We start from the raw sequence: 20,248 nt of genomic DNA on the forward strand, positions 1-20,248 counted from the left end.
TCAGGATGTAATCTGAGGCAAAATAAATTCACTTTGTACAGGTTTAATCAGGCCTAAAGAAAAATATATAAAGTAATGAAACGAAGCATTAATAAAGTTGCTGTTTTAGGTTCGGGTATTATGGGGTCGCGTATTGCATGCCACTTCGCGAATATTGGTGTAGAGGTTTTGCTGTTGGATATTGCCCCAAAAGACTTAAGCCCTGAAGAGCAGGCAAAAGGATTAACACTGGATAACCCAGCTGTAAAAAACCGGATTGTGAATACAGCTTTGCAAACGGCTGTGAAAACAAATCCATCGCCGGTTTATACCAAAAAAGTACTAAATAAAATCAAAACTGGAAACTTCGACGATGACATGTCGAAAATTGCTGGTTATGATTGGGTAATTGAAGTCGTGGTCGAAAATCTTGATATCAAGAAAAAAGTTTTCGAACAGGTAGAGCAATTCCGTAAGCCTGGTACTTTAATCACTTCAAATACTTCTGGTATTCCTATTCATTTAATGGCTGAAGGAAGAAGTGAAGATTTTAAATCACATTTCTGTGGAACACATTTTTTTAATCCACCGCGTTATTTAAAATTATTGGAAATTATTCCTACGCCATATACACAGCCAGAAATTGTCGATTTCCTGATGCAGTATGGCGATAAATTTTTAGGAAAAACAACCGTTTTATGTAAAGATACCCCAGCTTTTATCGCAAACAGGGTAGGTGTTTATTCGATTATGGCACTTTTGCATTTGGTCGAAAAATTAGATTTAACTGTAGAGGAGGTTGATAAATTTACAGGGCCAGCATTGGGTAGACCAAAATCTGCTACGTTCCGCACATCGGATGTGGTAGGTTTAGACACCATGATTAAAGTGGCTAAAGGGCTTTATGACAACTGTCCGGATGATAAAGCACACGATTTGTTTAAACTTCCTGCGTACGTGCAAAAAATGGAAGAGAACAAATGGCTTGGCGATAAAACCAAGCAGGGTTTCTATAAAAAAACGAAAACAGCCGATGGTAAAACCGAAATCTTGGCGTTAGATTTAAAAACCCTGGAATATAAGCCTCAGCAAAAAGTAAAATCGGCTACTTTAGAAATGACCAAGCCGGTGGAGAATCTTCGTGAGCGTATGAAGATTTTTGCCAAAGGAAAAGATAAGGCAGGCGAATTGTTCCGCCATTCTTCATTTGGTTTATTTGAATATGTATCAGATAGAATCCCTGAAATTTCTGACGAACTATATCGTATTGATGATGCTATGCGAGCGGGTTTTGGCTGGGAACTTGGCCCCTTCGAACTTTGGGATGCCGTTGGCGTAAAAGAAGCTATCGAAGGAATGGAGCAGTATGGCAATAAAGCCGCAGCCTGGGTGCAGGAAATGCTCGATGCCGGAAATACTTCGTTCTATCAAGTAGAAAATGGCGTTAAAAAATATTACGATATTCCTTCTAAAAGTTATAAAGCTTTACCCGGAACCAATGAGTTTATCATCTTGGATAACCTTCGCGAAAATAAAACCCTTTGGAAAAATTCAGGTGTTTCGATTATAGATCTGGGCGACGGCATTCTAAATGTAGAGTTCCACACCAAAATGAATACCATTGGCGGTGATGTGATTTCGGGGATCAATAAAGCAATTGATATGGCAGAAAAAGATTACCGTGGTCTGGTAATCGGCAACGATGGGGCAAATTTTTCTGCCGGTGCTAACGTGGGGATGATTTTTATGATGGCGGTAGAGCAGGAGTGGGACGAATTGAACATGGCGATCAGAATGTTCCAGAATACTTCAATGCGCATCCGTTATTCTTCTATTCCGGTGGTGGTTGCGCCACATAATTTAACCTTAGGCGGTGGCTGCGAGTTCAGTTTACATGCCGATCACGTTCAGCTTTCTGCCGAAACCTATATGGGCTTGGTTGAATTTGGTGTAGGCGTTATCCCTGGTGGTGGTGGTACCAAAGAGTTTGCTTTGCGTGCATCTGATGAATATAAAGATGATCAGATTGTGCAAAATGCTTTGAAAGACCGTTTCTTAACCATTGGAATGGCAAAAGTTTCGACTTCGGGTTACGAAGCATATGAGCTGGGTTATCTGCAAAAAGATAAATTCTCGATCTCGATGAACCGGAACCGCTTGTTAGCCGACGCAAAAGCGAAAGCAATAGAACTGGCTGATGCCGGTTATACAAAACCTGTACAACGGAACGATATCAAAGTTTTAGGGAAGCAGGGGTTAGGAATTGTTTATGCAGGTGCAAATAGCATGTATGCCGGGCATTACATTTCTGAGCATGATAAAAAAATCTCCGAGAAATTAGGTTATGTAATGTGCGGCGGCGATTTATCCGCTCCAACAGAAGTAACCGAACAATATTTATTGGATCTGGAAAGAGAAGCATTTTTATCACTCGCAGGTGAGCGGAAATCGTTAGAGCGGATTCAGAGTATTATTACAAAAGGGAAACCATTGAGGAACTAATAGAATTTCTGCAGGGCGTCACCCTGAATTTATTTCAGGGTCTTTACAGGATAGATGCTGAAACAGGTTCAGCATGACGAACGCGAAAAATTAAAAAGATAATATTGGCCATTGCCATAAAAATACTAAAAAAATGGAAGCATATATAATAGCAGGATACCGTACAGCAGTGGGTAAAGCACCCCGCGGTGTATTCCGTTTCACAAGGGCCGACGATTTAGCTGCAGAAGTAATCAGGGCTTTAGTGGCTTCGGTTCCGAATTTAGATAACGAACAAATTGATGATGTAATTGTAGGTAATGCTACACCAGAAGCAGAACAGGGGCTGAATATTGGCCGTATGATCTCATTGATGGGCTTGGATACCGATAAAGTACCAGGGGTTACCGTAAACCGCTATTGTGCGTCGGGTTTAGATACCATTGCCACTGCAGTTGCTAAAATTAAAGCAGGCATGGCCGATTGTATTATTGCTGGTGGTGTAGAAGTAATGAGTGGAATGCCTTTTGGCGGATGGAAACTCGTGCCGAATGCAGAAGTTGCAAAAAACAATCCAGACTGGTATTGGGGCATGGGCTTAACCGCCGAAGCAGTAGCTAAAGAGTATAATGTGAGCCGCGAAGACCAGGATGCTTTTTCGTTAAAATCTCATGAGAAAGCTATTCACGCAATAAAAAATGGCCATTTAAAAGATGGTGTTCTGCCAATCACGGTAAACGAAAATTATCTTGATGCCAACCTGAAAAAGAAAACCCGTTCTTACATAGTTGATACTGATGAAGGTCCGCGGGCAGATACTACCTTAGATAAGTTGGCGAAACTGAAACCCGTATTCGATGCGGTTGGAAGTGTAACTGCGGGTAACTCATCACAAACATCTGATGGAGCAGCTTTTGTTTTGGTGGTATCTGAAAAGAAAATGAAAGAATTAAATGCAGAACCCATTGCCAGGTTGGTAAGTTATGGTATTGCAGGTGTGCCGCCACGCATTATGGGGATTGGTCCGATTGAGGCGATTCCAAAAGCATTGAAACAAGCTGGTTTGAAAAAAGAAGATATCGATTTAATTGAGCTTAATGAAGCTTTTGCTTCGCAATCGTTAGCCGTAATCAGAACATTGGATTTGAATCCTGAAGTAATTAATGTAAACGGTGGTGCAATTGCATTAGGGCATCCACTGGGCTGTACAGGTGCAAAACTGACGGTGCAAATTATGAACGAACTTAAAAGACAAAACAAAAAATACGGAATGGTAACCATGTGCGTAGGAACCGGGCAAGGCGCTGCGGGGATATTTGAGTTGCTTTAAATTAGTATCAAGATATGAGTATGTAGTATCAAGATTTAATAGCAGGTGAATAAACCAGGTTATAAAGTCATCCCGACATATTACTCAATCATTAATACTAATAATATATGCACAATTTTAAAGAATTAAAGGTTTGGCAAAAATCAATTGATCTGGCAGTTGATGTTTACAAGGCTAGTTCGTTTTTGCCTGTTGATGAGAGATACGGTTTGATTTCTCAAATGAAAAGATGCTCTGTTTCAATACCCTCCAATATTGCTGAGGGGGCCGGTAGGGGAACCAGTGCACAGTTTAAATATTTTTTAACCATAAGTCAGGGCTCTGCTTTTGAACTGGAAACTCAGGTAATTATTTCAAATAGACTGGGATTATTGGATGATCCGCTTACTATTGATCTGATTGAAAAAACTACTGAGGTTCAAAAGATGATTTATGCCCTGGAAAGAAAATTAATTTGATGTGGGTATTAGGAAGAAGGATATGAGTATCAAGTATCAAGATTGAATTGCACAATAAGAAATGTAAAATGAAAATTTCTGATTTAAACTTTGTCTTGATACTGATGTCTCGATACTCAAATCTTGATACTCGCTACTAGATACTAAAACAATGGAAACAACTGAAAAAAAGACAATTAAAGGTGGTGAATTCTTAATTAAGGACACCACTTATCAGGAAGTATTTATCCCTGAAGAATTTGATGAAGAACAGCAGATGATTGCACAAACCTGTCGCGATTTTCTGGCGGCTGAGGTTTATCCCAATTTAGATAAAATTGACAAGCAGGAAGATCCTGAACTAATGCCAACACTCTTAACCAAAGCTGGCGAACTGGGTATTTTAGGCGTTTCGGTGCCGGAAGAGTATGGCGGTTTTGGTAAAAACTTCAATACTTCCATGCTGGTTGCAGATGTAGTAGGTGCAGGCCACTCTTTCGCCGTTGCACTATCCGCTCATACCGGAATTGGGACGTTACCGATTTTATATTATGGTAATGAAGCACAAAAAGCAAAATATATTCCTAAACTCGGTTCGGGTGAATGGAAGGCTGCTTATTGCTTAACCGAGCCAAACTCCGGTTCGGATGCAAACTCTGGTAAAACGAAGGCCAAGTTAAGTGACGATGGTAAACACTACATCATTACCGGACAGAAAATGTGGATTACCAATGGTGGTTTTGCCGATGTTTTTATTGTTTTTGCAAAAATTGATGATGATAAAAACTTAACTGCATTTATTGTGGAGAAAGATTTCGGCGGCATCACCATGAATCCGGAAGAGCATAAAATGGGTATTAAAGGTTCTTCAACCCGTCAGGTTTTCTTTAACGATTGCCCGGTACCTGTTGAGAATATGTTGAGTGATAGGGAAAACGGTTTCAAGATCGCGGTTAACATTTTAAATATTGGCCGTATCAAATTATCAGCGGCAGCTATTGGGGCTTCAAAAGCAACTTTAAATACGGCGATTAATTATTCGAACGAACGGATTCAATTTGGCCGCCCGATTTCTAAATACGGTGCTATCCGTTTTAAAATTGCGGAAATTGCCGCCAAGCTTTACGCTGTTGATTCAGCAAACTATCGTGCGGGGCAAAATATTGATGATACTTACGATCAACTGGTTGCAGGTGGAATGGAATCTGGTAAAGCGAGGTTAAAATCTGTTGAACAATTTGCGGTAGAGTGTGCCATTTTAAAAGTATGGGGTTCTGAAGCTTTAGATTATACTGTGGATGAAGGGGTGCAGATTTACGGTGGCATGGGCTTTAGTGCCGATGCGCCAATGGACAGGGCTTACCGCGATGCACGTATCAACCGGATTTTTGAGGGTACGAACGAAATTAACCGCTTGTTAACGGTTGATATGATGTTGAAACGTGCCATGAAAGGCGAACTGGATTTAATGACCCCAGCTACAGCAGTTGCTGCCGAATTAATGAGCATTCCTGATTTTGGCGAAGAAGATACTACCTTATTTGCTGCAGAGAAAAAGGTCCTTTCTAATTTGAAAAAAGCAACGCTGATGGTGGCTGGTGCTGCGGTTCAAAAATTGATGATGACCTTAAGCAAAGAACAGGAAATTTTAATGAACATCGCCGATATGGCCAGTTATGTTTATGTGCTTGAATCGGCTTTATTAAGGACAGAAAAGTTAGTACACACCCATGGTGAAGAAGCATCAGCAGGTCAGCTGGATTTATTACGCATTTATTTGGTAGAGGCTGTTGATGGTATTGCTAAAGCTGGTAAAGAAGCACTTTGGGCTTTCGCCGAAGGAGATGAGCAGCGTATGATGTTGGTTGGTTTACGCCGCTTTACAAAAGTGGAGCCATTTAATGTTAAGGATGCCCGCCAAAGAGTTGCGCAACAGCTTATTGAAGCTAATAAATACATTTTTTAAGGTAGGTTTAGGGTGTAGAGCTTAAGGTTTAGGGTTTGAGTGCATTAACTCAAGCGCTAAACCTTTTTTGGTTTGTAATACATAATTGTTTTTATCTCATTTTGTCATGTTGAGCCTGTCGAAATACATGATGAAAATTCTCGAATAATCGTCGTTGCTGAGAACTTTTCAGCTGACGAAACGATCTTGCAACGATCGCTATTAGTAGGCGCATTAAGATTGCTTCGTTCCTCGCAAAGACAACCATTCTTTAGGATATATGTAGATACAAAGCATCTGCAATCAATAGTAAAGATGCCTCGTGCCTCAGCATGACAGATTCAAAATACACAACTTTTAGCGCTTTACAGCATTAAAATCTTATTTTCGCAGATGATTAAATTTAGACTCCTTACCATACTCTTTTTATGTGTAGCTGTTGTTTCATCTTGTAAAAAAGATGAAGATGCCGAAAAACAAATTACAGATTTTATCAAAAAAAATAATATTAATGCCGTTAGAGACGACTCTGGCTTATATTATCAGATCATTAAACCCGGTTCGGGTTCGTTTACTTATCCGAACAATACTAAAATCACCATTAAATATGAGGGAAAATTATTAAATGGTAGTGTATTTGATAATGGCGGTGGCAAAGAACAAACATTTAATCTTGCTGAGTTGATTGAAGGCTGGAGGATAGGTATTCCTAAAATTCAAAAAGGTGGTGAAATCAGGTTGATCGTTCCACCAAGCCTGGGTTATGGAAGTAGCGCCGTAGGCCCTATCCCTGGTAACTCTGTATTAGATTTTACCATACAGCTGTCTAACACTCAATAAGCGTGAAGGCGATAGTTTTAAGATTAAAGGCTAAATCCTCCAGGTCAAACTGCTTCTTTAGTCTTTTTACTTTTATCTTTAGGCTCCTTAAAATTGTTAAAATAGGTTAAAAATTGTAGCATCCGTATTAAAAGCTTATTTTTGCGGATGATGGTTAAGTTTAAATATTTTATACTTATAATATGCCTTGCAGGATGCTTAGCAGCCTGTAAAAAAAATGTGCCTGTAGATGATTACGATCCTACGCCACAATTTAAGGCCGATACTGCTGCAATAAGCGCTTTTGTGAAGACAAATAATATCCAGGCTACGAAAGATGCCAGCGGTATATTTTATCAGATATTAGCACCTGGAACAGGAAGCGTAGTATACGCAGCATCTACAAAAATTACTTCCGATTATGAAGGTAAGTTATTAAACGGTACTGTTTTCGATAGTACTAATGGTACTCCAATATCATTTACATTGGGAAATGTGATCGTAGGCTGGCAGATCGGAATTCAGAAGATACAAAAAGGTGGTAAAATTAGATTAATTATTCCATCTTATTATGCTTATGGAACTCGTGCAGCAGGTTCGGTGCCAGCAAATTCAATACTCGATTTTACTATAACACTTACAGACGTACAATAATAAATGAACAATTTTACTAAACTTAGCCTATTCGCAATTTTACTGGCTACTACAATCTTTAGCTCATGTAAAAAAGAGTACGATACTGCTCAAACTATAGACGATGCGGCTATAAAGGCATATATATCAAAGAATAATTTAACACAAATGGTACCTGATTCTGCTAAAACTGGATTTTATTATCAGGTTACAAATCCTACTGATGGTACACTTTTCTTAAATACAGATTCAGTATTATATGATGTTACAGTTAAATCTATGACAAATGGAACAACTTATCTCCAGTCTCCGTTAAATGGTAATTTAGGTACCTATGTTGGATATTTAAATAGTTTTTTTCAATCGTCTTTATCAACAACTATTACCTATAATATACCTGCATTAAGAACAGCTGTACTTAAATTAAAACCAGGAGGTACAGCTAGGGTTTTGTTGCCATCATATTTGGGGTTTGGTAGAAATGGCACAGGCCCGATTCCTTCAAACGAGAATCTTGATTTTATAATTAAAACTTATCCATACCGTAAGCAATGGTTATTTGATGATTCGAAAATACAAAGTTATTTAACTGCTAAAAATCTAACAGCAACTAAAGATTTAAGCAGAGTGTACTATATTGTAGGAACCCAAGGGACAGGTTCGGATGTAATCACTAACGAAAGTACACTCATAATTAAGTATACAGGAAGATTTTTAGACGGTACCAGTTTTGACTCTTCAACAGATGGAACCTTTTCAACAACATTGAATGGTGTAATAGCCGGATGGGGGGTGCTTACTAAATTTAAAGAGGGAACAAAAATTAGACTTTTCATTCCTTCTGATCTCGCTTATGGAACCGGTGGACGAGGTTCTGTTCCGCCTAACGCTATATTGGATTTCGACATAGAAATTGTAAAGGTTACAAATTAGATAAAATGAAAATATCAAAAAATGCTTAACTAATTAGTTAGGCATTTTTTTACTATAAATTTGCCCTCAGTGATAATAAATTATAATTGTTTTTTTTAACTTAATTTTTAGTTGTATGTTTGTTTTGTAGGGAAAAATATACAACTAATATATGAAAAACAAAATCAATTTACGCTGCTTAATACTACTTGTGTTAGGTGTTGTCTCAATTACTTCATGTAAAAAGGAACCCAATATTGGAAATCCAGAAGAAAAAAACTTGTCAAATGCTGTGATTATAGAAAACGGATATCTAAAATTCAGAGATCAAAAAGCTTTTGACTCATTACTCAGTGTTCTTATAAAACCTGGAAATCTTAATTCGATACCAAAAGAATTACAAAACTTTAAGTCTTATAAAGATGTCTTTCTTGAAATAGAAAAAGAATATGAGGCTGTAAATAGCAGCAAATCATTTAATGATTTTAAGGATAAATATATCGATCTTGTAGCTATTAAATCCGATAGCTCACTAACATATAAATTTGGAACACCACTTTCTGCTTTATTTACTAATAGATATGGAGAGGTAAAAATTGGTGATTTTACAACGGTTTATACAAAAGATCAGAGAATGGTTTCTTATAAAGGAAATCATAAGAATGAACAACAAGTTAATAATATTAAAACTACAGATGCTAAACAGGGAGTATTTGTATCTGATATTTTGAATAAAATTTCTGTTGCGACTACAGAGAATACTTATGGACCAACTACAACCACTGCTATAAAATCTGAATTGTATTATAATGAAGATGGTAAAAGGAGGTTGTTTGTGGACTTGTGGAAAGAAAATACCCCAAGAACTGACGGTTCTTGGACACCGCCAGAACTGCCATCAATAGTCCATTATTATTTTACCTCTCGACAGGAGTTAAAAAAAACCTTTGGTGGATGGAGAACAAACGAGACGGATTATTATTTTAGTAATTTAAATTACACTTATAGCTTCAAGAGCTTTGTAAGCCCAACTCCAACATCATACAACTTTAATTTGCCTAGTTATAGCGTGGGTAATGCAACAGGTCCAATTATTATAGATATTGGAACGCAGGAAGGTGTCGCGCTTGGGATTTTTGGCACAGGCCGCTTTTTCTCAGGTGGCGTACCTAATGCTCCTTCTTTTAATGTTAATTAGTCGATTTAACTTAAAGCCTCTTTAAAAACTTTTAAAACCCTTTCCCTTGCAAAAGTATGCTCAACTATAGGTTGGGCATATTTTTTTGTTCCAAATTCGGGTACCCACTTTTTAATATACTCAAATTTTGGGTCAAATTTTTTGGTCTGCAGTTCAGGGTTGAATACCCTAAAATATGGAGCGGCGTCATTTCCCGATCCTGCTGCCCATTGCCAGCCGCCAACATTACTGGCCATTTCGTAGTCCAATAACTTTTCTGCAAAATAAGCTTCGCCCCAGCGCCAATCGACGAGTAAATGTTTGGTTAAAAAACTTGCCACAATCATGCGTACGCGGTTGTGCATCCAGCCGGTTTGGTTGAGCTGCCTCATGCAGGCATCTACAATAGGGTAACCAGTATTGCCCTCACACCAGGCCTTAAATTCATCCTCGTTGTTGCGCCACTTTATTTTATCGTATTGTTTTTTAAACGAATTGGAAGCTGAGTAAGGGAAATGCCATAGTATCATCATATAAAATTCACGCCAGGCCAGTTCCGAAAGCCAGACGTTTGATTTCGCGTTTATAGCATCGCGCACTGCTTTTCTAATACTTAAAGTGCCAAAACGTAAATGCAGACCAATATGGGTAGTGCCATCTTCTGCCGGGAAATCGCGTTCTTTTGCATAATTATCAAGCTTGTTTTTATAACTGATTTTCGGAAAATCCAGCTTACTTTTTTCAAAACCCATTTCATTTAAACTTGGGTGGGGTATATGCTTGCATTGCAATAGATTTTTGAAGTATTTTTTAGTGGGGTAAGCCTTTATATAAAAATCATTCAGCTTGGCATGCCATTGTTTGTAAAAAGGAGTAAAAACAGTGTAAGGTGTTTTATCGGCTTTTAGGATTTCGTTTTTTTCAAAAATAACTTGATCCTTATATGTTTTGAAGATTATTTTTTCGCTGGTTAAAAATTCGGCCATGTTATCATCGCGTTCGCGGGCATAAGGCTCATAATCGTGATTGGTGTATACTTCTTTAACGTCGAATTGCTTTAAAATTTCAGGCCATATTTTTTCCGGTTCGCCGTATTTTACCAATAAATCTGATCCCAGCTGCTGAAGTTCTTTCTTTAAATCTTCAATGGTTTGGTAAATGAAAGTTACGCGGGCATCATCTTTTGGCAGTTTATCCAGTATGTTTTTATCAAAAATAAAAAGGGGTAGAACGGGATAGGCACTTTTTAGCGCATGGTATAAAGCAGCATTATCTGCTAAACGTAAATCGCGGCGGAACCAGAGAATGGATATTGGAATCATTTATGTACAGGTTGTTAAAGAATCTGGATGATTTTAAGCGTTTAGAGCCGGGCGTTTGGCGTCAATTAACTGATTAATCAATAATACAGTTTTCAATTGGCAGTTAACAACAATTAACCAATTTGAACAATTAACCAGTTAACCCTGCTTATATAGATCTTTCAACGCATCTTCTAAATGTGTGAATTTAAATTTGAATCCCACATCAAGAATTTTTTGGGCTGAAGTATTATTGCTCATTAATACGGCTTCAACACGCTCTCCTAATAACAATTCCAATGCTTTTTTAGGGACCTTAACAGGCCAAAAAGGTCGGTGCAGCCTTTTGGCAATGGCTTTGGTTAACGCTTTATTGGTGACCGGAAAAGGCGCACAAGCATTATATGAATTCTCCATTTTAAGATTTTCAATGGCCTCAATGTACATTTCTACCATATCATCAATGTGCAGCCAGGGCGTCCACTGTTTACCCGTACCTAAAGCGGCTCCGGTAAATAACCTTATCGGTTTATCAAGCTGTGGTAAAGCCCCTCCATGATTACTTAAAACGATTCCCGTACGGAGTTTTACAATCCGGAGGCTTAGTTTTTTACCCTGATCTACAGCATCTTCCCAAAGTTTACAGCATTCGGCTAAAAATCCGTAACCGTTTAGACTTTCTTCTGTTAAAATTTCATCACCACAATCGCCATAAAAACCAACTGCAGAAGCAGAAATGAACGATTTTAGCTGATGATCGGGTTTGGATTTAATGGTTTTAAAGAGTAATTCTGTTGATTTTACGCGACTATCGATAATCTGTTTTTTGCGTTCATCGGTCCATTTTTTATCTGCCACTGGTTCTCCCGCTAAATGGATAATGGCATCTACACCATTCAAACAATCAGCATCAATTGTTCCATTGTAAGCATCCCACACAAAATTATTCGGATTATTATCTTTCTTTCGGGAAAGTGTATTCACCTCGTAGCCCTTGCTTAGCAAATGCTTTTTCAATGCAGTACCCACAAGTCCTGTAGCCCCGGTAATAAGAATTTTCTTTGCCATCTTTTTAAAACACTAAAGATACAAAAGGGTTTTTATGGTGCCATTTAAAACGATATTAATTCTGTTCTAATTCTTTTGTTACCTATTTGTAAAGAATTATTCAGGGGTTTGATGAAGAGGAAAAATAAGATAAATTTGTAAACGCGTTCTTACACCCTTTTCGATAAAAGATGTCCAAAAAAATTTTAGTCTGGTTTAGAAATGATCTTCGCTTGCATGATAACGAAATGCTGGTTGAGGCGATTGCTAAATCTGATTCGATTTTACCTGTTTACATTCTCGATCGCCGTTCTTTTGGCGAAACAAAATACGGTACGCTAAAAACGGGTAATATTAGAGCGCAGTTTATTTTAGAAAGTGTTTTAGGTTTACGCAGTTCATTAAAGCAGATTGGCGGTAACTTGCTTATCGCTGAAGGTAATCCTGAAGATATTATTCCGCAACTCGCTCAGGAATATGAGATTACCGAAGTTTACCATCACAGGGAAGTGGCAAGGGAAGAAACGCATGTTTCAACTTTGGTAGAAAATGCGCTTTGGAAATTGCGCATCAATCTGAAACATTTTATTGGCCATACCTTATATAATAAAGAAGATTTACCTTTTCCGATCAAAGATATTCCTGATGCCTTTAACCAGTTTAAGAAAAAGATTGAGCGCGATTCGATGATCAAACCTTGTTTTGCAGCACCCGACCGGATTAACGTAGCTGAAGTGATTGATTGGGGGGTATTATCATCGTTAGAAGAACTTAATCTTTTGCCGCAACAAAAAGACCAGCGTGCTGATTTTGAATTTGTTGGTGGCGAGGCCGAGGGTTTGGCCCATCTTCAAAAGGTGATTGCGGCCATGCAACAGGCTGCAACAACAAAGAATTTAATTCTGGCTTCAAAACTATCGGCATGGCTGGCCATGGGCAGTTTATCGCCACGAAAAGTGTACTGGGAAATTAAAAAGATGGAAGGTGTGCCCAATACCAAGGCTATGTTCAATCATATTTTATTAGGGCTGCTTTGGAGAGATTACTTCCGTTTCATGTTTAAGAAATATGGCAATACTTTTTTTAGTCCGGACGGATTTGGCAGCCAGGGGCTGATTGATGTTGTAAATGAGCAGGATAACTTTAATAAATGGAAGAATGCGCAGACAGGTTTTGCTGTGGTAGATGCGGTGATGACAGAGCTAAATCAAACCGGCTTCATTTCGAATATCGCCAGGCAAACTGCAGCTTTATATCTGATTAATAATTTAGAGGTAAGCTGGGTTTTTGGTGCAGCATATTTCGAGGAAAAGCTGATCGATTACAATCCGGCAAGTAATTGGGGGAACTGGGCTAATGTAGCCGGTGTAGGTAACGATCAGAAATCAAAAAGTGTTTTCGACCTTGATAAAAATATCAAAAATCTCGACCCAAAAGGCAATTATTCCCTAACCTGGGCATCATAATTGTAAGGATCGAATGGTAGAATGATGGAGTGTTGAGTGAGCTGGTTTGGAAGGATTGGATGACGGCGTTTTAAGTAATTAAATTTTAACGAAGTTTGCCCATTTTTTATCTGTTAAGTTGTGCCATTCTCTCATTCTTCAATATAAAATCTGCTCATTTATTTTAATCGAGATTTTTGCCATTTATATAAGGTAAAATTCTAATTTTGTAATGCTTATAGTAAACAGTTAATAATGGATAAATTATCTTATCTTAATGGCGCAAACGCCGAATATATAGAGTCTTTATATCAATCATATCAACAAGATCCTGAGTCTGTTGAATTTGGCTGGCAAAAATTTTTCGAAGGTTTCGATTTTGGAAGAGGATCGGAAGCTCCTGCAGTATCAGCAGAAACTCCTGAACAATTTTTAAAAGAGGTTAATGTTTTAAATCTGATTGATGGCTATCGTAGCCGCGGTCACTTATTTACGCATACCAATCCGGTTCGCGAAAGACGTAAACATTTACCAACGTTAGATCTGGCAAATTTTGGATTATCAGATGCGGATTTGGAAACCGTTTTCAACTCTGGTGTGGAAATTGGTATCGGTGCAGCAAAATTGAAGGATATTGTAGCCTTTTTAAAACAAACATACGCAGGTTCTATCGGAGCCGAATTTAAGTTTTTACGTACACCTGAAGTGTTGAACTGGATTCAGCAAAAAATGGAAAGTGCGCGTAATACCCCTAATTTCTCGATCGATGAGAAAAAACGTATTCTTCGGAAATTAAACGAAGCGGTAAGTTTCGAAAATTTCTTAGGTACAAAATTTCTGGGCCAAAAACGTTTTTCATTAGAAGGTGCAGAAGCTTTAATTCCTGCTTTAGATTCAGTAATTGAAAAAGGTGCTGAACTGGGAATTGAAGAATTTGTAATTGGTATGGCGCATCGCGGTCGTTTAAACGTGTTGGCCAATATCATGCAAAAAACATATAAAGATATTTTTGCTGAGTTTGAAGGTAAAAGCTACAACCCAGATACCCCATTTGGAGGCGACGTAAAATATCATTTAGGTTATTCTACAGATGTTGCTACCGGTTCAGGTAAAAGCGTTCACTTAAGTTTATGTCCTAATCCATCGCACTTAGAAACGGTTGACGGTGTGGTAGAGGGCATGAGCCGCTCTAAAATCGATTTCAAATATGGAGGCGATAACAGTCGCTTAGCACCAATTTTGATTCACGGTGATGCATCAGTTGCAGGTCAGGGTATTGTTTACGAAGTAATTCAGATGGCAGGTCTTGAAGGTTACAAAACCGGTGGAACAATACACCTTGTGATCAATAACCAGATTGGTTTTACCACCAATTATAAAGATGCCCGTACCAGTACCTATTGTACTGATATTGCTAAAGTAACTTTATCTCCGGTTTTCCACGTAAATGGTGATGATCCTGAAGCTTTGGTTTATGCAATTAACCTGGCAATGGAATACCGTCAGAAATATAAAAACGATGTTTTTATTGATATCCTTTGCTATCGTCGCTTCGGTCACAATGAGTCTGATGAGCCTAAGTTTACGCAGCCATTATTATACAAAACCATCGAAAAACACCCTAATCCAAGGGAAATCTATATCGATCAGTTAACCAAAGAAGGTAAGTTGGAAGCCGGTTTAGCAAAAGAAATGGAAAAAGATTTCCGCGGTATTTTGCAGGAACGTTTAAACGAAGCTAAAGAATTTGTTGCGGGTAATGCCGAAGTTAAATTTGGCGGTGCATGGGCAGATTTGCGTATGGCTACACCTAAAGATTTCGAATCTTCACCTGTTACTGCGGTTAAAAAATCTACTTTATTGGAAATTGGCAAGCGCATTACTACGTTGCCATCAAATAAAAAGTTCTTCAAGAAAATTGAAAAATTATTTCTTGAGCGGACCAAAATGGTTAACGAAACGCATGTTTTCGACTGGGCAATGGGCGAGCAGTTGGCTTATGGTACTTTGTTATCAGAAGGTAAACGCGTTCGTTTAAGCGGTCAGGATGTGGAACGTGGTACTTTCTCTCACCGTCATGCTGTTTTAACGCTTGAAGATAGCGAGGAAGAATACGTACCATTGGCCAACATTTCTGATCAACAGGCATCATTTGATATTTACAATTCACACTTATCAGAATACGGTGTTTTAGGTTTCGAGTATGGTTATGCCATGGCAAACCCGAACGCATTAACCATTTGGGAAGCACAATTTGGAGATTTCTTTAACGGGGCACAGATTGTTGTCGATCAGTATATTGCTAGTGCCGAAACCAAATGGCAACGCGAAAACGGTTTGGTGATGTTATTGCCTCATGGTTACGAGGGTCAGGGACCAGAGCACTCATCAGCACGTATTGAGCGTTTTATGGAGCTTTGTGCCGATTATAACATGCAGGTAACCAACTGTACAACTCCGGCAAACTTCTTCCATGTTTTACGCCGCCAGTTTAAACGCGATTTCCGTAAACCATTGGTTGTATTTACACCTAAAAGTTTATTACGCCACCCGGCTTGCGTTTCTAAATTAGAGGAATTTACCGAAGGCGGTTTTAAAGAAGTAATTGACGATGTAAATGTTAAAGTTGCAGATGTAACACGTATTGTCTTCTGTAGTGGTAAAATTTACTACGAGTTATTGGAGAAACAACAGGCTGATAAATTGAAACACGTAGCCTTGGTTCGTGTAGAACAATTGTACCCAACTCCGGTTGATCAGATGGAGGCCATTCAGAAGAAATATAAAAATGCTAAAGAAGTTTTCTGGGTACAAGAAGAGCCAGAGAACATGGGTGCATGGCCATATCTGTTCCGCAAGTTGTACAAAACGGCTTTAAAGGGCATTGATGTAATTTCGAGGAGAGAAAGCAGCAGTACCGCAACAGGTTTTGCAAAACAACATGCTAATCAACAGGCTTATATTTTAGCAAAAGCTTTAGAGATTTCGGTAACGGATGATGTAAAGGATATTGCCAAAAAAGCAACAAAAAAATTAGTTCAGATAGATTAAGAGTATAGGGCCATGCGTTTGGCGCATAGCGTTTGATAATTGATTATTGAAATTTGATCATTAGAAGATAATAAGATATATATTACATTATGAGTTTAGAGATAAAAGTTCCACCTGTTGGTGAATCGATAACCGAAGTTGTTTTATCAAGATGGATAAAAAACGATGGCGATGTTGTTGAAATGGATGAAGTTATTGCCGAATTAGAATCGGATAAAGCGACATTCGAATTAACTGCAGAACAAGCTGGAACTTTAAAAACTATAGCAGCCGAAGGCGATACTTTAGCCATTGGTGCAGTAGTTTGTAAAATTGAGGACGGTGGCGCAGCTGCTAGTCCTAAGTCAGAAGTAGAAAGTCCTAAGTCTGACGCACAGGCTCCGGCTGCGGTAGCTGAAGCACCTAAGGCTCAAGATTCAGCTGCTTCTAAAGACTCTTATGCTACAGGAACACCTTCACCTGCGGCTGGTAAAATTCTTGCAGAAAAAGGCATCGAAGCCAGTGCTGTAAAAGGTACCGGTGTTGATGGCCGTATTACCAAAGATGATGCTGTTAAAGCAGAGGCTGGTAAAAAAGCAGAAGCACCTAAAGCGAGTGCTCCGGTTGTAGCTGCTGCCCCTGCAGGTAGCCGTGGCGAGCGTCGTGAGAAAATGTCTCCACTACGTAGAACCGTTGCAAAACGTTTAGTTGCCGTTAAAAATGAAACCGCAATGTTAACCACTTTTAACGAGGTTAACATGAAACCAATTATGGATTTACGCGGAAAATATAAAGATCAGTTTAAAGAAAAATTTGGAGTTGGTTTAGGTTTCATGAGCTTTTTTACTAAAGCAGTTACCGAAGCTTTGAAAGATTTCCCTGCAGTTAACGGTCGTATCGAAGGCGAAGAATTGGTTTACAATGATTTTGCTGATATTTCGATTGCTGTTTCTGCACCAAAAGGTTTGGTAGTTCCGGTAATCCGCAATGCAGAAAGCATGACTTTAGCTCAGATTGAAAAATCAGTTTTAGAATTAGCTTTAAAAGCACGCGATAGCAAATTAACCATCGAAGAAATGACTGGCGGAACATTCACCATCACTAACGGTGGTGTATTTGGTTCGATGATGTCGACTCCGATTATTAATGCGCCACAATCGGCTATTTTAGGTATGCACAACATCGTTGAGCGTCCGGTAGCTGAAAAAGGTGAGGTAGTAATCCGTCCGATGATGTACGTTGCTTTATCTTACGATCACAGAATTATTGATGGACGTGAGTCGGTTGGATTCCTGGTTCGTGTGAAACAGCTTTTAGAAGATCCAGCGAGATTATTATTAGGCGTCTAGACTTCTAAGTCTCTAAAGAGACTTAGATATGTTTATAAGGAAGTCAGGTTTTAATAGCTAATGTGCTATAAAAACTTGACTTCTTTTTTATACTCGAAAAATGAAATTAACGTTTAACTCAAAATTCCTCTTTATTTTTCTTGCGATATTCTTAACTGAAATCTTAATTGCAAAATATTTTCATGATGCATTTATTCGTCCATTTGGTGGCGATGTATTGGTTGTGATCTTGATTTACGTATTTTTTAGGATTTTCCTTAAAACCGATAATAAGAAGTTAGCTTTAGGCATCTTAATTTTTGCTTTTGTAATCGAATTCCTCCAAAAGGCAAATTATGTTTCCTGGTTTGGTTGGGAAAACAACAAGTTAATGAGCACCATATTGGGTACTTCTTTTAGCGTTTATGATCTGCTCGCTTATTTTGTAGGTTACCTGATCTGTTTGTGTTTTAAAGATTGAGATGAGATATCTCCCATTTACTTGCTGGTCAGTCTATTTAGATAATGCTTTAATTGGTTTTAGATCAAGCTGCTTAAATTCTACCTCGCTACCTTCTGCCTGTAAGGCAATCTGCCCGCTACTAGCTGTACAATTGGTGCCATAGTTTACCAATGTGCCGTTTACCCAAACTTTAACTTCGTTATTTAGGCATTGTATGATCATGGTATTCCATTCGCCAACAGGTTTTTCACTGTCATCTGTTAAATTTTTAATCCGGCGGAGTTTATTTCCATTTATACCCCAGTTTTCTTTAGGGCCACGTCTGGCAATCATATCGGGTACTGTAATATCTTCTTCGATACACCAGAAATCGCCGGCATCTTTATGTTGCATCTGAACTTCCAGCGATTTTGGAAACATGCCATACAATGCTCTTGGTGTTGATGCATGAACTAAAACGCCGCAATTACCTGGCTTACCAGCAAAGCGGTATTGTACAGTTAATTGGTAATTTTTATAAATTTTATCGGTTATTAAGTGCCCACCTGGCGTACCTAAACTCACCAGCATACCATTGCGTACAATAAACGGATTAATGGTATCAGGTTTTTTGTCCATTGCAGGTACATCTACATGCCAGCCATTTAGGTTTTTTCCGTTAAAAAGGCTTTTTTGCGCTATTGCTGACGTACTCAATGTAATAAGTAATAAAAGGGCGTAATTAAATTTCATGATATTTGGTTTTCTCAAAGATATTTTAAAAAGTTGAAAAACGGTAACGATGCGCTTATTTCCTCCTGGCAATGATCAAACGGGACATAAAAAGGCCCATTCCTTAGTTGAAACGGGCTTTTTTATATTATAGGCAAAAATGCTGAAAGAAACTCAGCACGATGAGTTATTTATTTAATCTTCTACAATCTCACTGTTGATGCCTACATCATCCTTTACATCTTCTTTAAAGTAGTTTTTCTGGAAAATGAGAATGAGTATCACACCAACTGAAATAGCAGCATCTGCAAGGTTAAAAACAGGTCTGAAGAAAACAAATTCTTCGCCGCCCCAAATCGGGAACCAGCTAGGGAAATGTCCTTCGGCAATTGGGAAGTAAAACATATCGACTACACGGCCATGGAACCAGCTTTCATAGCCATAAATTTTGCCATAAAAAACCGAATCGATGATATTGCCCAATGCGCCCGAAAAAATCAAAGCTACATTTAAGATCAATCCGCGGTGGAATTTATGCTTTATCAGATAATGTAAGCCATAACCAATTCCTGCAACGGCGGCAATACGGAAAAGTGATAAGGCTAATTTACCAAATTCACCACCAAACTCCATTCCAAAAGCCATCCCATTATTTTCGGTAAAATGGATAATAAACCATTTGCCAATAATATGAAACTCCTGGCCAAGGTACATATGTGTTTTAACCCAGGTTTTAACCAGCTGATCGGCCAGTAAAACTAAAAAGATAACAATTAAAGGTTTTGTATAGCCTTTCATTAACTCTGCTTTAATTTAGCTTCCATGCTTAAAGTTGCATGAGGTACAGCACGTAAACGCTCTTTTTGAATTAATTTGCCAGTTTCGCGGCAAATACCATAAGTTTTGTTCTCGATGCGCACCAATGCATTCTCCAGGTTATCAATAAATTTTTTCTGACGGGCAGCCAATTGATTGATCTGCTCTTTTTCCATTGTTGCAGAACCATCTTCAAGTGTTTTGTAAGCACCTGAAGTATCTTCTGTTCCGTTTGCATTTGGATTACTTAATGATGCGGTAAGCGCATTAAGTTCTTCTTTCGCCATACGCAATTTATCTTGGATCAACTCTTTAAATTCCTGAAGTTCACTGTCTGAGTAGCGTGTTTTATTACTGTTTTCCATGTTTTTAATTTAGTTTTCTAATATATGGA

General features: G+C 38.4%; 17 protein-coding genes. 12 read left to right on the forward strand and 5 right to left on the reverse strand.

Translation table 11 applies throughout. The annotated features are described in order from the left end of the window. Positions 1-75 precede the first annotated feature (75 nt). The 8 genes from HDC90_RS14655 (at position 76) to HDC90_RS14690 (ending at position 9,734) form a co-directional block, all read left to right on the forward strand. Positions 76-2,481, forward strand: coding sequence for a 3-hydroxyacyl-CoA dehydrogenase/enoyl-CoA hydratase family protein (locus tag HDC90_RS14655; protein ID WP_184467608.1), 2,406 nt, complete (start codon positions 76-78; stop codon positions 2,479-2,481). Between the two features lie 133 nt (positions 2,482-2,614). Then, positions 2,615-3,790: an acetyl-CoA C-acyltransferase gene (locus HDC90_RS14660; RefSeq protein ID WP_184467610.1), complete on the forward strand. Its 1,176-nt coding sequence runs from the start codon at positions 2,615-2,617 to the stop codon at positions 3,788-3,790. Between the two features lie 107 nt (positions 3,791-3,897). Continuing rightward, the gene (locus HDC90_RS14665) at positions 3,898-4,248 is read left to right on the forward strand and encodes a four helix bundle protein (protein WP_184467612.1); all 351 of its coding nucleotides are present in this window, start codon (positions 3,898-3,900) and stop codon (positions 4,246-4,248) included. 151 nt (positions 4,249-4,399) lie between these two features. Then, complete coding sequence (locus tag HDC90_RS14670; RefSeq protein ID WP_184467614.1) at positions 4,400-6,193, forward strand: acyl-CoA dehydrogenase family protein; 1,794 nt, start codon at positions 4,400-4,402, stop codon at positions 6,191-6,193. 372 nt (positions 6,194-6,565) lie between these two features. After that, positions 6,566-7,012: an FKBP-type peptidyl-prolyl cis-trans isomerase gene (locus HDC90_RS14675; RefSeq protein WP_184467616.1), complete on the forward strand. Its 447-nt coding sequence runs from the start codon at positions 6,566-6,568 to the stop codon at positions 7,010-7,012. 147 nt (positions 7,013-7,159) lie between these two features. Further along, entirely contained in the window at positions 7,160-7,645 is a 486-nt protein-coding gene (locus HDC90_RS14680) for an FKBP-type peptidyl-prolyl cis-trans isomerase (protein ID WP_255497682.1), read from the forward strand. Between the two features lie 3 nt (positions 7,646-7,648). Then, positions 7,649-8,557 (forward strand): FKBP-type peptidyl-prolyl cis-trans isomerase, encoded by a 909-nt coding sequence (locus HDC90_RS14685; protein WP_184467618.1) that lies wholly within the window; start codon positions 7,649-7,651, stop codon positions 8,555-8,557. A 151-nt stretch (positions 8,558-8,708) separates the two neighbouring features. Next, a complete protein-coding gene (locus tag HDC90_RS14690) occupies positions 8,709-9,734 on the forward strand; it encodes a hypothetical protein (RefSeq protein ID WP_184467620.1) in 1,026 nt (341 codons plus the stop codon). 5 nt (positions 9,735-9,739) lie between these two features. Here the strand turns inward: HDC90_RS14690 and HDC90_RS14695 are convergent, their stop codons facing one another. Both HDC90_RS14695 and HDC90_RS14700 read right to left on the reverse strand, forming a co-directional pair. After that, positions 9,740-11,035 (reverse strand): deoxyribodipyrimidine photo-lyase, encoded by a 1,296-nt coding sequence (locus HDC90_RS14695; RefSeq protein ID WP_184467622.1) that lies wholly within the window; start codon positions 11,033-11,035, stop codon positions 9,740-9,742. 138 nt (positions 11,036-11,173) lie between these two features. Further along, positions 11,174-12,082, reverse strand: a complete 909-nt coding sequence (locus tag HDC90_RS14700; RefSeq protein ID WP_184467624.1) for a TIGR01777 family oxidoreductase — start codon at positions 12,080-12,082, stop codon at positions 11,174-11,176. A 170-nt stretch (positions 12,083-12,252) separates the two neighbouring features. On the opposite strand from HDC90_RS14700, the gene HDC90_RS14705 reads away from it, so the two are divergent. From HDC90_RS14705 to HDC90_RS14720, 4 genes are all read left to right on the forward strand, one after another. After that, on the forward strand, positions 12,253-13,527 hold the full coding sequence (locus HDC90_RS14705; protein ID WP_184467626.1) for a DASH family cryptochrome: 1,275 nt from the start codon (positions 12,253-12,255) through the stop codon (positions 13,525-13,527). 234 nt (positions 13,528-13,761) lie between these two features. After that, positions 13,762-16,557, forward strand: a complete 2,796-nt coding sequence (locus HDC90_RS14710; RefSeq protein WP_184467628.1) for a 2-oxoglutarate dehydrogenase E1 component — start codon at positions 13,762-13,764, stop codon at positions 16,555-16,557. An 89-nt stretch (positions 16,558-16,646) separates the two neighbouring features. Next, positions 16,647-17,885, forward strand: a complete 1,239-nt coding sequence (gene odhB, locus HDC90_RS14715) for a 2-oxoglutarate dehydrogenase complex dihydrolipoyllysine-residue succinyltransferase (protein WP_184467630.1) — start codon at positions 16,647-16,649, stop codon at positions 17,883-17,885. 100 nt (positions 17,886-17,985) lie between these two features. Beyond that, the gene (locus tag HDC90_RS14720; RefSeq protein ID WP_184467632.1) at positions 17,986-18,345 is read left to right on the forward strand and encodes a DUF2809 domain-containing protein; all 360 of its coding nucleotides are present in this window, start codon (positions 17,986-17,988) and stop codon (positions 18,343-18,345) included. Between the two features lie 33 nt (positions 18,346-18,378). On the opposite strand, the gene HDC90_RS14725 is transcribed toward HDC90_RS14720, so the two are convergent. The 3 genes from HDC90_RS14725 to HDC90_RS14735 all read right to left on the reverse strand — a co-directional run bounded on the left by HDC90_RS14725 (position 18,379) and on the right by HDC90_RS14735 (position 20,219). Next, positions 18,379-19,059 carry a DUF1080 domain-containing protein gene (locus tag HDC90_RS14725; protein WP_184467634.1) on the reverse strand — a complete coding sequence of 227 codons (681 nt, stop codon included), beginning with the start codon at positions 19,057-19,059 and terminating at the stop codon, positions 18,379-18,381. A 174-nt stretch (positions 19,060-19,233) separates the two neighbouring features. After that, entirely contained in the window at positions 19,234-19,836 is a 603-nt protein-coding gene (locus tag HDC90_RS14730; RefSeq protein WP_184467636.1) for a lipoprotein signal peptidase, read from the reverse strand. Further along, the gene (locus HDC90_RS14735) at positions 19,836-20,219 is read right to left on the reverse strand and encodes a TraR/DksA C4-type zinc finger protein (protein ID WP_090984197.1); all 384 of its coding nucleotides are present in this window, start codon (positions 20,217-20,219) and stop codon (positions 19,836-19,838) included. Before HDC90_RS14735 ends, HDC90_RS14730 begins: the two co-directional genes overlap by 1 nt. Between the last annotated feature and the right edge of the window lie 29 nt (positions 20,220-20,248).

It is taken from the genome of Pedobacter sp. AK013, assembly GCF_014205835.1.
Taxonomy (GTDB): domain Bacteria; phylum Bacteroidota; class Bacteroidia; order Sphingobacteriales; family Sphingobacteriaceae; genus Pedobacter.